The following is a 14858-nucleotide window of genomic DNA, read 5'->3' on the forward strand; positions in this document are numbered from 1 at the left end:
ATCGCGACTATTTTTAGCTTAAATGATTCTTTTTGTTGATTTTAGTCGTTTTTATGGTGTAAAATATTCGTTGTCTTTCATTTTTTTTGATAAAAACTACTACATTTAAATAAAACTTTTGTTTAGTATTTGTAATCAGTTCTGCCGCCGATGTTTAGTTGGTCTTTTTTCAGAATATTGCAAATGACTAATTGAAAGATAACCAATATAACCATTCGTCTAATGTGGTAATCCGTCTCCATAGCTGAGCACGCTTGCCTGATGTCAATTATGAAAAGAAGAGATCTAATTAAAAAGTTAGGGCTTGCCGGCGGAACGCTTGCGCTAAGTGGTATGACCAGTACTCCTGTCCTTGCCTCAGCGCTAAAAACGCTAAAAAAGAAAAGAGTTTTAAAAATCGCACACCTCACCGATGTGCACATCAGACCAGAGTATAATGCCGTGAACCGGTTTAAGAATTGCCTGGAAAAAATAAAAAAGGATAAGGTAGACCTGATTCTGAACGGTGGTGATACCATCTACGCCGCAGACTATGATCACATCAAAAAAGAAAGGGTACTGGAGCTATGGGCCTGTTGGAAAGATAGCGTTAAAGTGGTGGCGGGTACTCCAATGCACCATGTTTTGGGAAACCATGACATGTGGTGGCAGGGAAAAGGCGACGAAATGTATGGCAAGCCAGGGGTGTTGAAAATGCTGGACATGCCACACAATTACTACAGCTTTGACCGGAATGGCTGGCATTTTATTATGCTGGACAGCAATCATCCTACCAGTCCGGGAATGCTGGACGAAATACAATGGAACTGGTTTGTAAATGATGTGGAAAAGAATAGCCAGGGCAAACCTATTCTCATCATGTCCCATTATCCGCTACTCAGTTGTACCGGAATTACGGACAGTAAGCCGGATGCCACGGGGCCTTTTAAAATAAGCGGAAGTTATAATCACCTTGATATTATGAAATTTATTGAGGTCTTTAACAAGAATAAAAATGTGAAGCTTTGTTTAAGCGGACACATTCATTTACTGGATAAAGTCTGGTACAATGACGTGACCTATTTGTGTAACGGGGCAACAAGTGGCTTTTGGTGGGAACCAGGGGATGATGGGAAAAGTGCTTATAAACAGACCGTACCTGGATATACCCTGCTCAATCTTTACAATGATGGGAGTTTTGATCATGAATACATCAAATATGAAGCTTAAAAATTAAGGTTAAACACATACACAAATGAACAGAAAAGAATTTCTCACAAAAACAGGGCTTGCAGGAGGTACATTCCTGCTGGCGCGCTATCCTGAACTTCAGCCTGCGGATAAAAAGATTCGCTTTGGGGTGATCGCAGATTTGCATCATGACATTATGCATGATGGAATAGAACGATTGTCGGCATTTATCAGCGATATGAATCAAAAAACTCCGGATTTTATCATCCAGATGGGAGATTTCTGCATGCCAAAGAAAACGAATGCTCCGCTGATGGAGGTCTGGAATCAGTTTAAAGGGCCTAAATACCATGTCATAGGTAATCATGATACGGATGGAGGTTTTAAACCTGATGAAGTGGTTGATTTTTGGAAAGCGGAAGGAAAGTACTACTCTTTTGACCGCAATGGTTTTCATTTTGTAGTGCTCAATGGAAATGAACATAATGAAAGCAAGTCCAGGCCCGGAGGTTATGCAAGGTTCATTTCGGCCACACAACTGGACTGGTTAAGGAAGGATTTGGAAGCGAGTACATTGCCTTCGGTTATTTGTTGCCATCAAGGGCTTGACAATGATTCCGGTGGGCTAGAAAATGGCACTTTACTTCGTTACACGCTGGAGCAGGCCAATCAAAAGGCTGGCTGGAAAAAAGTGATACTGGTATTGAGTGGGCACCACCATCAGGATTATTATAACCGCATCAATGACATTCACTATGTGCAGATTAATAGTGCTTCATATCAATGGTTAGGGGATGATTTTAAGGAAATACGTTATTCTGAAGCGGTAGATAAAGCACGCCCGAATATCAAATATACCGTTCCATACCAGGACCCACTCTGGGCAATGATCGAAATTGATCATAAAGGGAGGATTACCATTCAGGGTAGGAAAACTGTTTTTGTAGGATCTTCACCGGAAAAATTGGGTGTAAAGGCCGACGATTACATTTATCCGATCGTTCCGCATATCTCCAGCAGGAATCTGACTAAATAAGCGGGATTTTTCCACTAAACAAAAAAGATTTGAGGGTTGATGCCGGCCGCGGCTTTATTGATTAGGAATAAGGGAGTAATTCGTTGAGATAATTTTAAATTACAAAGGAAGACATTTTATAAACTATAAAGTGTCTTTTTTGATTTTATAAATAGTCAATATTCAGGTAGATATGTCTTAAAAAAATGGTATTTTTAGCGGTTTTTGTACGGTTAAAGCACGTAAGTTTGAAGTATAAATGCTGAACCAACATTAGCGCTTACTTACATAAATACGATATGGCATTAATTAAGAATTTGCAAACGGAAGAAATAGTAGTTCTTTTTTCTGTTCATAATTTTGGAAGAGGAAAACACAATCGGACTATTATTCCGGGAAACGACATTTCAAAATCACATGCGGTTGTTAGTTTTGTCAACAATGCCTGGTTTCTTGCAGATCAAAGCAGTAATGGGACGCTGATTAAGGGAAGAAGGATCAATCATTTAAGTATGAAACTAGCCGCCGGTAATCAAATCCAATTCGGACAGGAGCAAGATACCATTTGGCTGGTGTTGAATGTCAATCCCCCAATCTGCTTTCTGGAATCATTAGCTGAAAATAAAGAAATTATAGAGCTTTCATCGTATAGCGCTTACCCAAATGAGGAATCTCCTGAGGTCTCTTTTTACAGGACTGCAGATACAAAGTGGCATGTGGATAATGGCCTGCAAACTATTGCGCTGACGCATGGTCAAAACCTTTTTTTTGCAGATAGAGAGTGGTGCTTTTATGAAAACGAGGTGCTCGATCAAACCTTGTGTATTCCTGAAATTTCAATAGAAACTCACTTTTTATTCTCTTTGAGTGTAGATGAAGAAGAGGTCGCGATAAAGATTCAGATTAACAATCTTGAACTGGACCTGGGGCAACATACCTATAATCAGGTTTTACTTGCGTTGGCCAGAAAGAGGCAGGCAGATTTAGAAGAGGGTTGTCAGGAAACAGAACTGGGCTGGATTTCAATGGAGAAATTAACTTCGCTTCTGGGGAAGGAGCTGTTGAAAGAAATCGATAACTACTATGTGAACTTACAAATTCATCGGTTGAGAAAGCGCTTAATGGAGTTGAACCCTTTCGGTCATCTTCTTTCAAATGTTATCGAAAGACGAAATGGAGAGCTGCGGTTTGAGCATAATAACTTTCGGATAAATAAAGAAAATGCCATTGGTAGTTTCAATTAAATAAAGTTCGTTCCGGAAAATCATCTTATACAAAAAAAAGACTTCATGTCATATACAATGGACAATAAAGAAAAGGATTTACTGCTTCACGACAACTATACCCTCGATGAAAAGATCGGAGAAGGAGGTTATGGGTTAGTTTACAAAGCGAAGCAAATCAGTACCGGACAAACGGTTGCCATAAAAATGCTGAAACTCCAGAAGGAAAAAGGAGAGCAGTATCTGAAACGTCAGATTTTGCGTTTTGAGCGGGAAACCCAGCTTTGTGCTGAAATGAACCATCCTAATATTGTCAAATTGCTGGACAGGGGATATGGTGCTGCCGGAGAGCCCTTTGCTGTCTTTGAATACATCTCAGGAGTCTCTTTGAAAGAACTGATCCATACCAATCGCGGCTTGTCGGCCGTAGCTACAAAAGAGCTGATGGGGCAGGTTTTAGATGCACTGGCTTGTGCCCATTCTCTGGGGATTGTACACCGGGATCTAAAACCGGCCAATATTATGGTCACACAAACCGGATCAAAGCCTCATGCTAAGATTCTGGACTTTGGAATTGGTGCTTTTACCAAAAATAATCAAACCAACGATACGAGGGATCTGACCCTGATTACGGAGGCTTTGGGAACGCCAACCTACAGCGCTCCCGAACAATTGCGTGGAGAGTTTCCAACGCTGAAATCGGATTTGTATGCCTGGGGTTTGATCCTGATTGAATGTTTGAAAGGACGGCCTGCTATTGAAGGCGGATCCGTTGCTGAAATATTTCATAATCAGCTCAATGCTTTGAACGTTCCGCTGCCATCTTTTATCGCAGGACACCCATTGGCAGATTTGCTGAGACGTGTTTTAGATAAAAGTCAGCATAAGCGAATGGGAGATGCAAAGGCGGTGTTTGAAGAATATGCACGGATCAACTTTAATACGATTGTAGGTGACCTCAGTGGCCGGGACTCAGAAGACCTGGATGATCAGGATGATGCACTAACCGTCGCTAATTTCATTTTGAAAAAGAATGCGTTCACAGAGAAAAAGCAAATGACCGTATTGTGCCTGAAACTGAATTTAGAAATTACAGAAAAGACAAAATCAGATTTAGAAATCAGGGAAGCCCTGCAAAAGGATCAGCTTAACCTGTGCCGAAATACCGCCATACAATTTGGAGGTACGATTGCAGGAAGCATCACCAATCATATCGTTGTTTATTTTGGTTTTCCCGAAGTGAACGACACTGATGCCCGGAGGGCAGGTAGAACTGCACTGGAATTGCTGAGCGAAGTGAGGCGAAGAAGTACTGCACTTTATAAGCAGCATGGTGTGAAGCTGGAAATCCAAATGGGAATAAATACCGGGAATGTTACGGTATTCGACCATCAGCTTCCCGAAGGTCTGGTTGCCAATACGGCTTTTGATCTGATGTATCAGGCCAAACCAGGGCAAATTCTGGCGAGCGAAAGTTCCCGTAAATTGCTGCAGCCTTTTCTTGAATTTGACTCCCTTCCTGCAGCTCCTTCTACCCCTGAAATTGCTGCGGCCTTTTTATTGAAAGGGGAATGTGAGGCAGAAGCACTTTCCTTTTTAAGACCCTGGAGTACCGGGCGTAAAATGATCGGAAGAGCAACTGAGCTGGATCAGGTTCTAAACGAATGGGAATCCCCGGAAAATAAGGTGGTCCTGCTGACTGGTCAGGCTGGTATCGGCAAATCCAAGTTGAGCTACGAGGTGGTAAAAGACATTCGTAAAAGAGCAGGGCTGGTAAAAGTAGCCCAATGTCTTCCTGAACATCAGAATAATGCGCTCTATCCTTTCCTGACTATGTTTTATAGTCAGTGGGGAATCAATAGTTCAACAGAAAACAAAGAAAAAGCAGAAAGGTTGAAGCGTGCTTTAACCGAAGCTGGATGTGATCTGGAGCGAAGTTTTCCTATCCTTTGTTCCTGGCTGGCAATTCCTGTACCTGATGACCTGAGCATCAGTCAGGTCTCTCCTGAAGAGCAAAAGAAAATTCTATTTGATACGTTGGTCAGGTGCTTTTTTGCCATTGATAAAGGCAGTTCTTTTCTGCTCCTGGTGGAGGATTTGCATTGGTCTGATCCAACCAGCGAGGAGTTTATTGAATTTATAAGTCAATCCGGACAGGGAAAGGTGATGATCCTGTTAACTGCCCGTCTGGAGCATGCGCATCACTGGCAGCAAATACAGCCAATAGAAATTACATTGCAACCCTTTGCTGTAAATTCAACCCGGGCATTGATCGAAGGTGTTTTGGCCGGGAAATTTATTTCAGATGGGGCGCTTGAATATATGACCCAAAAAACAGATGGTGTTCCATTGTTTATAGAGGAGTTTACGTTGATGCTGGTTGATCAGGGGCATTTGATTTTAGAGGACGAGACTTATCAGCTGAGGGAAAATATTTTAACGGAAAGCATTCCAACTACACTTCAGGACCTGCTTAACGCGCGACTGGATAAGTTGAAATTTTCAAAAGAAACGGCACAGTTAGCGGCTGTTATCGGAAGGGAATTCAGTTATGATCTTTTGGTTAAATCTTCCTTATTGGAGGAGGCAGTGGTCCAGGCTGATATTGAAGAACTGCTGAAGAAAGACCTGATCTACCTGCAACGAAACGTACAGGGAGAAAGCTATATTTTTCGTCATGCCCTGATACGGGATGCGGCTTATGATGGAATGCTTAACTCACAGCGAAGAGAGACGCATGGAAGGATTGCAGAAGTGTTAGAAAGTGATTTTCACGCCATCGTTAAGGAAAATCCCTTTGAAATCGCCAGACATCTCGCGGAAGCGGCTATACATCCGAAAGCAGTACATTATGGAATCCGGGCAGCCAAACAATCTTTGGACAGGTCCTTAAATAGTGAGGCATTGGCTTATGCAAAACAGGTCATTGATTGGCTGGGTTGTCAGGAGGAAGAGGTAAAGAGTAAAGATGATGAGCTGACCATTTATTGCATTCAAACGAATGCACTGATGGCAAAGTACGGCTGGTCTGCAAAAGAGGTGAAGGACAGTGTGCAAACTGCCTTTAAGCTGGTACAAAATCCTGGAGAAAGTAAGGTTTCGCTGATGAATTCAGTATCGTCTTACTGGGCGCTGATTACTTATTACCATGTGGCGAGTGAGCGGGAGAAAGTAAAAGAGATCACCGCACATTTGATACAGCTCGCAAAGGACTTGAACGACCCTACTTTGGAGACATCTGCGGGAATTTTAAAGGGAATTCACCTCTATGTTGATGGCGAATTTGATGCCTCTATTCTCATTCTGGAGACGATCATGAATGCTTTAAATCATGATGTTAACCTGCCAAATGAGTTGACTATCGGGATTGATAATCTTTGTTATGCTTCTTCTATGTTGGGACAGGTGATGTGGTTAAATGGTAAAAAGGAAGAAGGAAAAGAAAGAGCAGATTGGGCGATCGAACGGTCCAGAAAGATCAGTCATATCCCTTCTCTTTGTCTTACTTTGATGTATCGCAGTGCAATACACCAGTTTGAAGGTGAAAAAGAAAAGACAGCAGCGCTGACCATCGAGATTTTAACCCTGGCTAAAGAATATGGCCTCGTTGCCTTCTCTGCTTATGCAGCGGCACTAAACTGCTGGGCAATTGATGATGTACATTCGATAGATCAGATCATCGCACAGCTGGATGGGATGGGTTGTAAATTAGGGCTGACTTATTACCAGGCATTACCTGCAGTTTGGGAGTATGAAAACGGGTTTGAAGAGCAGGCATTGGAACGGGTAGATCAATGCCTTGCACTTTGTGAAGAAAATAAAGAGTATTTCTATAAAGCGGAATTGTTAAAAACAAAATCAATATTTATAAAAACAAAACAACTTGACTAAGAGCGCTCCTCATGTCGTTTCCAATAAAATAGCGCTGTTGGAATCGATGTCTTATTCTATGATGTATACGTTGGAAGCAAGGGCTTTGGCGACCTTGTATTATCCGGAATTTCAGTTTTCTGATCCCTACGCAGTAGCGATAAAAAATGAAGTTAAGGCAGCCATTCCGATCGATAAAACAGATAAAGATTTCATCTTTTCCATCACAGAACGGGCAAAGATATTTGATCGGGTCACCAGCACATTTTTATTGCAAAACCGGGGGGCAACGGTACTGAGTTTAGGTTGTGGTCTTTGTTCCCGCGCGAACAGGTTACAACAGGTTACAAAAGGAAGTGGTAATAAATGGATTAACATTGATCTGAAGCATGTTGTTGAGGTTAGAAATGTACTTTATGAGGAACAATCAAATATCAGTAACAAAGCTTGTGATGACATAGAAAATGCAAATTGGCTGGATGAACTGTGGAGTGCTGATCCACAACCGATATTGCTGATCATGGAGGGGGTATCTCCTTATTTAACGCAGGAAAAACTGGAGAAATTACTTTATAATATAGGTCAGAAAGTAAGATCACAGGAGGGGAAATTGAGCATCTTATTTGATTACTGCCATCCGGATTATTCCTATGACGGGACGATTATCAATAACAGAAGTGCTAAAAAAGTCCATTTCCAGGCAGGGTTTAAGCAGATCAGTGGAATCACTTCTATTGTTTCAGGAAGTGAAATTATAGGCCGTTACAATACTTTAGCGGGAAGTTCTCCCGCCTATGCCAATGCTGAAGCGGATTTTAAAAGTAAAAATAACGGGGAAGCACCTTACGAAATCATATTGCTGGCTTTTGAAGGGAAAGCTAAAGATAAATTTGAAGGGAAGGCTGAAGACAAAATAGAGAATCTTGAGTATTTTGGTAAACCTTTATTTTGGAATAAAAGGTACACCCGGGAGTCAGCTGCTAATGGCAATTTTCTTTTTTTAGCCGAAACAGATCATTTTATATGTACACAGCAGGAGTATGAGACGGCAGTTTCTTTCCTGTTAAACGGAAATAGATTTTATAACAATTTGCAGGAGGAAGTTTTTGCGATATATTGTGTGAATTTATTCCAGGATGCGGGATTATTGCTGGATAAAGAACCGGAAGAACTGGTTCTGGTACCTGATTATGCCTCAGACCCAAAAGAAATTTCTGTTGGGGAGCACAGGATGTTATTGCTGACTGATATTCCCGAAACAATGGGGTTGGCAGACTTCGTTAAAGAAATTTCGGTAAACATTCCTACACTTTTTGTCTTTACAGATGATCTTCTTGATCCACGTTTAGGTAGGATACAGGAGGAGTTTTTAAAGGATATGGCGCAATGGGTGATCATTAAGCTGAGCGGAGCACAACTGATGCTCGGGCCTTTATTTACAATCTCATCTTCGCCAAATGCCTGTTATGACTGTCTTTCCCTGCAGCTCTGGAGAAATCAGCCTGTCCGTAAATGGGGTACTGAGAACAAGTCCGGGGCAATGACAATTCCTGTTGTTTTTTCTGTTGATCATTTCTTTAATCATAGGAAATTGCTTGTGGATACATTAAATGGGGTAATGGCAGATGACCTTTCTGTATTGACTGTCATCAATGCATTGAGCGCTGAAATAACAGTGCACCCGGTTAGTCCGCAATATAGTTGCAGGCAGTGTAATGAACCACAGGGAAATAAGCAGTCGGCCCTGGTATTAAGCCCAAGACTTAAAATAAAGACAAATGACGGGGGCTATCGTACGGTTGCTCCTTCGCAATCCATCAAAAATCTGGAATCAGTTATTAGCTCCCTGACAGGAGTTGTAGGTCCGGTTAACTGCCTGACTGGCGATGATGAAGCGTTAAGTATTTATGCTACTGTTTTTTCTAAAGTTCCCCGGAAAAATGGCTTGCTGAAAAGCGATGATTTTATTCAATACTCTTTAGGGAAGGGGATTTCTAAGGAACAATCAAAAATAAGTGCCTTATCGGAGGCGATAGAAAGATACAATGCCATGTATGATGGCACGGAAGAATGTACCTATGCGAAGGGAGATCAGCTGGATGCGGTAGCGTTTTTTCCTGAAATGTTAAAGCGTTATAGTCAGGATCAGCTGGAGCGCTTTGCTCAGAATCTGAATGAACGGCAGGCGGTGAAGGAAATGCCGAGGGATACGGTATTACACTGGACACCGGCATATTCCTTATTGAATCAGGAAAAGGCCTGGTTTCCGTTTACGTTTTGTTATAGCAATACGCCTTATGCAGATGAAGTGTATATGCGTTTTGACTCTAATGGTTGTGCGGCTGGAAATACAATCGAAGAAGCCGTCTTGCAAGGGTTTTTGGAGCTGATAGAAAGAGATGCAGTAGCGGTATGGTGGTACAACCGGATTCCCAGACCAGAAGTCTGTATAGCGGGCATGAATGTAGATGCGCTGAGTAAAATCAAAAATGCCCTCGGCGAAGATTGGGACTACTGGGTGCTGGATCTAAGTCATGATTTTGAAATTCCTGTGGTCGTTGCTGTTGGAAAGCATAAGGTAAGTAATGAATTCCGGCTGGGCTTTGGAGCACATCCTGAGATCGCAATTGCCTGTACCAGGGCATTAACGGAGCTCTATCAGATTGTTGTGATCGCTGGTCAGCATAAAACAGCTTTTAAGTTTAATCAAATCACAGATCAGCCATTTTTATATCCGGCGGCAAATATGAAGCAGAAGGTGTTTGAAGATTATGCAATTGCAGTCTGCCCCGACATTAAAGGAGATGTGGAATACTGTTTGGCGCAAACGGCGAGATTGGGCTTTGACATTTTTGTGGTCAACACCACCAGAGCTGCAGGCGTTTTACATACCGTTAAGGTCATTATTCCCGGCTTAATTTTTATCTGGCCGGAACTGGGAAACAGCCGTTTGTTCGACCTTCCGGTACAGCTTGGCTGGCAGGAACAGAAATTAACAGAATTGGAATTAAATAAGCAAGAATTATTTCTTTAACATAAAAAAACCAACAATGAATTTAACCTCTGAATTAATGGCTTTCCGTACAGCCTATTTACAAAGCATCGCCCGTGGCTGGAAAGATGATGAATTTTTGAAAGAATTTATCAGTGTACCCAATGTTAAATGGACAAACATCCTTGACAATGAAGTGTTTAAAGGCTTTCTTCCAAGAGAGCAAAAGCTGAATTGGAGAGCAAATGTATTTATCATTAAAAATGTAGAGAAGCATAAAGACCTACCTCCAACACCGGTATCTGTTTATTCTCCTTATGATCCCAATTCTAATAATGGCTGGTTGGGAGGGGCTGATCTTTTTGTGATCAAAATTCCGGCTGCTCCTGCTCCGGCCGAGAGACCAGCGGCACTGGCTGCTTATTATTCACTTTTCACCTCTTTGTTCGGCAATGGATACGAAGTGACCGATACCGGAGGTGCTGTTCCTTGTTCCCATGCAAATGTGGAAGAAATCATGGCAACAAATTACAAAACTTTTAGCCTGAATAAGGCAGATTATACTGCTGCGATGGTGAATAATATTGAGGATGATCTCGGTGCCGGTGGTGATGAATCCTTTCTTGGATTTGGTGCTATCGTGATGGGCATCATTTCTTTCTGCTGGATTAATCCTGGGTATCTGGACTTCCTTACGGAAAAGAACAGGACAATTTCTCCTGTAGGAACAGAAAACTCCATCCTTAAGGATGAATTTGTTTCTTTCAAAAATCCATGGGCATTTAATATCCGTTTTGACGCTGCAGTAGAAGGAAATTCCGTTTGGAATGCGGAGCTCGGCGCCTGGGAAAAACTTGAAGTTAACGATATCTTCCTTCAGTTTCCAACCAAGCCGGATCCGGAGAATTATTCAGATGCACGTGCATTATCAAGGTATAATGGTACAGGGCCAGCTTATCCTTTAACCTGCCCATAATTTACTGACTTTTATATTGTCAATACTGAAACCCCGGAAATTACATTTTTCGGGGTTTTGTTTTATGATTTCTTTGTTTTTGAATTTCCTCCAGTTCTCTGTTTAGGAATCTCCTCCGCGCTTTCATTCATTCGTTGAAATAGGCTGAAATATTTATCCAGCGAATCTTCTGTTATATTTGTTCTATCAAATCAGCGGATGCAATGATTTAGTTTAGATACATATTAACATTACCATAAAAAGAAATTAGAGTCAATCTATATATCCCCCCAGACGATTCTGATAACAAAATCGATCCCTAATGCTCTCTCAATATTAAAACCTCGGAAACCACAGTTTCGGGGTTTTTTTATGTAAGAACGCTGATGTATAGATATATTGATCTCTATACATCAGCGTTCTTGATGGTCAGATTTACAGGTCGTAAGCTTTGTCTACTACAGAAAGAATCAATTCCTTTACCGTAACCCCCCTTTGTGCCGCGAGTATTTTTAAAGCTTTTAATGAGCTCTTTTTAAGTCTCAGGGGGTAAGTCACAGTTTCCTCTTCAGCAACTGCTTCCGGTTTGCCGGCTTTGGTAAGGATCTCTTTTGAAGGAGAATTGAATAGGGCAGATACGCCACCTAAATTCTTGTTGTTATCCTCTATATCACCTAAGTTCTTTTTTGCCATAATCTTTATATTTTTTCTACAATTTCATCAGTCAGATTTGCATAATCGACTGCTGCATTTGATATAGGCGCGTATTCAAATACATCCACGCCTTTCAACTGCGCTTCTACCAGTGCTACGTTGACTCTGATTGAAGTCTGGAATAGTTTATCACTGAAGTATTTTTTGATACTTTCTGTGATTTGTTCTGTAATGACACGTCTTGGATTGATTTTAGTAATAAATACCCCGCCAATGGTCAGGTTTTCATTGTAATGTGTCCTGACGTCAGAGATGATGGAAATCAAACGGTCAATCCCCCGGTAAGCAAAATATTCAGCTTCTAAAGGAATCATTACGGTGTCGGCTGCTACTAATGCGTTAACGGTTAGCATTCCTAAAGCAGGTGCGCAATCAATTAATACATAGTCATACTTTCCTTCCACGCTTTTTAGCAATCTTTTAAGGATGGTTTCTCTTCCAAGCCTGGAAACCAATTCAATTTCTGCCCCTAATAAATCAAGAGAAGAGGGGATGATGTCCAGGTATTCCGAAACGGATGCTATTGGAAGTGCTACGTCGTCTTTTATGCTGTCATAAATCGAAACTTTCACATCCCTGAATCCTAAGCCCTCCGTTAGGTTTGACTGAGGGTCAATATCAACCAGTAAGGTTTTCTTCTTTATACGCGCTAATCCAGCGCCAATATTTAGGGTGGAGGTTGTTTTCCCTGTACCACCTTTATGGTTTATTATAGCAATAATCTTCATATCAATATATCTTTATACAAGAACACAATGATACTAAGATATATTGATATGGATGTTTCTTTGACTCAGTATATCTGGATATATTCTATATGTAATTAATATATAGCGATTTAAAATTGCTATATCTATGCGTTAAGGCGGTATTCCGCGGTGCTATAGGATGTCTGTGTGTCAATATATAAATATGTTTATGTATCTTAAGTATGTTTATATATTGATGTCTCTATATCTTTATGTTTGATTTTTTTAGATTCATTTATGTATAGATATCTGGATGTAGATATATCAATGTATTTTGGTGTCATGTGGTCTTTTTAAAAAAGCTATTTCGCCCCTGGATTTGTATATGCCTGTCTGTTTTGATTTGTGTTTTTATTGTTTATCGCTCATTTTTAGTGAGTTATGGCTGTTTTTTTTCTGTCTTGACTCTGTTCCTTTAGGGAAAACAATTTCATTTATTTGTTTGCAGTTGAGGATGATGAACATTACACCAGTTTTTTCCCGTCAAAATAGTCTAACGAGCCCGGATAAGATGTCTGTTAGCGATGATTTAATGAGGTAAAATGTCTTTATTTTTCTAATAGGTGATGTTTTTGTATCTATTTGTTTTATTATGGTAATTTTAACTAAATTGTGTGTTAATAATTATTAATCAACCCTTAAATATTAAAAACAATGAAAAAGACAGTAATTTTATCCTTATCGCTATTTCTTTTGATTGGTTCATTAAGTGTTAATGCGAATAATGATACTGGTTCAAAAAGAAAAACTACATCCAAAAACTTAGTTAAAAAAAGCAAGGTATTGCTTAACATGACCGGACCCCGTAATGTTAGTCTGACTGGTGGTCCTTATGAGTATACTGCAAACGTAATGTTTGGTAATGCAACAGAACTCAGGTGGGTGGTAATGGGGAACCCGCGATTGGAATTTTATGCTTCGGCACCTGTCAACGGCAAAACTTCTATTACACTTAGCGGAGCCGACTTTGGAGCAACCGGTCAGCAGTTTATTTACCTTGTTGGAGAAACTGATTTTGGTCCCACCATTTTTGCCAACATGGGCGTTAATGTAACAAATTAGACTTTATCTGAATATTTTTTTTTTCTCCATATGGTCTTGCTTTCTTATTTAGCAGACCAACCGGATGGCTCCTGTTGAAAAAAGGGGCCGTCCGGTTTTTGTCAACAAGAACCAGACGGTTAATTAATTTCCTTCTTTCAATCCAATTGTAATAACGGAAGTTTTAAAGGAGGATTCTTCTTTTCACTATTTTTCAGTTTATTCTCCTATTGTTGTTACGAGCACTTCTTTATAAGTTAATGTTTCCTTAATATACCCACGGATTTCAGCTCCTATTTTTGCCTCAAAGAGTTTCTTTGATACAAGCATGTCAAAATCAATTACATCATTAGGGGATAAAATTTTATTAGAAAAATATAGTCAGGGGAATACTTCCGCCTATAATGTTCTTTTTAAGCGTTATTATGACCCACTTTATGGCTATGCCTTAAAAAATGTAAAAGAAGCGGGTATAGCCGAAGAACTCACCATGGATGTCATGCTCGGACTCTGGAAAACAAAGGGAGAAGTAAAGGTTGAAGATAACCTCAAAGCCTACCTTTATCGTTCCGTAAAGAATGCCATCTATAACCACTACCGCAAAAAGATATTAAATACAGTGTCCCTGGAATTGATCTCCGAAGATTTAAATCATACTTCAAGATCTGCTGATCATGAACTGGACAGTAAAGAACTGGAACAAGTTTACCGTCAGCAGTTAAATCTATTGAGTCCTCAACGGAGAAAAGTTTATGAAATGAGCAGAGAAGAGAATATGACCTATTCGGAAATTGCCAGAAATATGGACTTGTCTGTTAATACTGTAGAAAATTATATGGTTGCTTCTTTGAGCTTTTTTCGCAAGCAGCTGAAAGAACATGCAGACTTTACGCTGGTGTTATTGATTAGCTTACTATTGGGTTAATTTATCTTTTTTCTTTCGCTCCATTTTTTGAACCCATAATTGAAAAGGCGGAGGAATATACCGAAGTGGCATCTGTATTTGTCTTAAATTCTGAAAAAAAGCGTGGTGATTACGAATGCTATCCGAAACAATACAGTAGGAATGATGCTGATTTTCACAGGCTTTGTTCAATGCTATTTTCAAAATAAGAATAAATGTTATTTT

The 14858-nt window shown here is 40.3% G+C and carries 10 protein-coding genes; 8 read left to right on the forward strand and 2 right to left on the reverse strand.

Annotated elements, in window-relative coordinates:
- Positions 1–270: 270 nt before the first annotated feature.
- The 6 genes from BLQ87_RS28705 to BLQ87_RS28730 all read left to right on the forward strand — a co-directional run bounded on the left by BLQ87_RS28705 (position 271) and on the right by BLQ87_RS28730 (position 11246).
- Entirely contained in the window at positions 271–1209 is a 939-nt protein-coding gene (locus BLQ87_RS28705) for a metallophosphoesterase family protein (RefSeq protein ID WP_074612337.1), read from the forward strand.
- 25 nt (positions 1210–1234) lie between these two features.
- A complete protein-coding gene (locus tag BLQ87_RS28710; protein WP_074612338.1) occupies positions 1235–2206 on the forward strand; it encodes a metallophosphoesterase family protein in 972 nt (323 codons plus the stop codon).
- A gap of 278 nt (positions 2207–2484) precedes the next feature.
- Positions 2485–3429, forward strand: coding sequence for an FHA domain-containing protein (locus BLQ87_RS28715; RefSeq protein ID WP_074612339.1), 945 nt, complete (start codon positions 2485–2487; stop codon positions 3427–3429).
- Positions 3430–3474: 45 nt separating this feature from the next.
- Positions 3475–7299: a TOMM system kinase/cyclase fusion protein gene (locus BLQ87_RS28720; RefSeq protein WP_083362103.1), complete on the forward strand. Its 3825-nt coding sequence runs from the start codon at positions 3475–3477 to the stop codon at positions 7297–7299.
- A complete protein-coding gene (locus tag BLQ87_RS28725) occupies positions 7292–10312 on the forward strand; it encodes a TOMM precursor leader peptide-binding protein (RefSeq protein WP_143010569.1) in 3021 nt (1006 codons plus the stop codon). Before BLQ87_RS28720 ends, BLQ87_RS28725 begins: the two co-directional genes overlap by 8 nt.
- Positions 10313–10328: 16 nt before the next feature.
- Positions 10329–11246, forward strand: coding sequence for a hypothetical protein (locus BLQ87_RS28730; RefSeq protein ID WP_074612342.1), 918 nt, complete (start codon positions 10329–10331; stop codon positions 11244–11246).
- 414 nt (positions 11247–11660) lie between these two features.
- Here BLQ87_RS28730 and BLQ87_RS28735 read toward each other — a convergent pair whose 3' ends face one another.
- Positions 11661–11918 (reverse strand): hypothetical protein, encoded by a 258-nt coding sequence (locus BLQ87_RS28735; RefSeq protein WP_074612343.1) that lies wholly within the window; start codon positions 11916–11918, stop codon positions 11661–11663.
- 5 nt (positions 11919–11923) lie between these two features.
- Positions 11924–12667 carry a ParA family protein gene (locus tag BLQ87_RS28740; RefSeq protein WP_074612344.1) on the reverse strand — a complete coding sequence of 248 codons (744 nt, stop codon included), beginning with the start codon at positions 12665–12667 and terminating at the stop codon, positions 11924–11926.
- Positions 12668–13342: 675 nt separating this feature from the next.
- On the opposite strand from BLQ87_RS28740, the gene BLQ87_RS28745 reads away from it, so the two are divergent.
- Both BLQ87_RS28745 and BLQ87_RS28750 read left to right on the forward strand, forming a co-directional pair.
- Positions 13343–13750, forward strand: coding sequence for a hypothetical protein (locus tag BLQ87_RS28745; protein ID WP_074612345.1), 408 nt, complete (start codon positions 13343–13345; stop codon positions 13748–13750).
- A 307-nt stretch (positions 13751–14057) separates the two neighbouring features.
- Positions 14058–14654, forward strand: a complete 597-nt coding sequence (locus BLQ87_RS28750; RefSeq protein WP_074612346.1) for an RNA polymerase sigma-70 factor — start codon at positions 14058–14060, stop codon at positions 14652–14654.
- Positions 14655–14858: the final 204 nt, after the last annotated feature.

Origin of the sequence: Pedobacter steynii, assembly GCF_900103665.1 — a bacterium.
Lineage (GTDB): Bacteria > Bacteroidota > Bacteroidia > Sphingobacteriales > Sphingobacteriaceae > Pedobacter > Pedobacter steynii.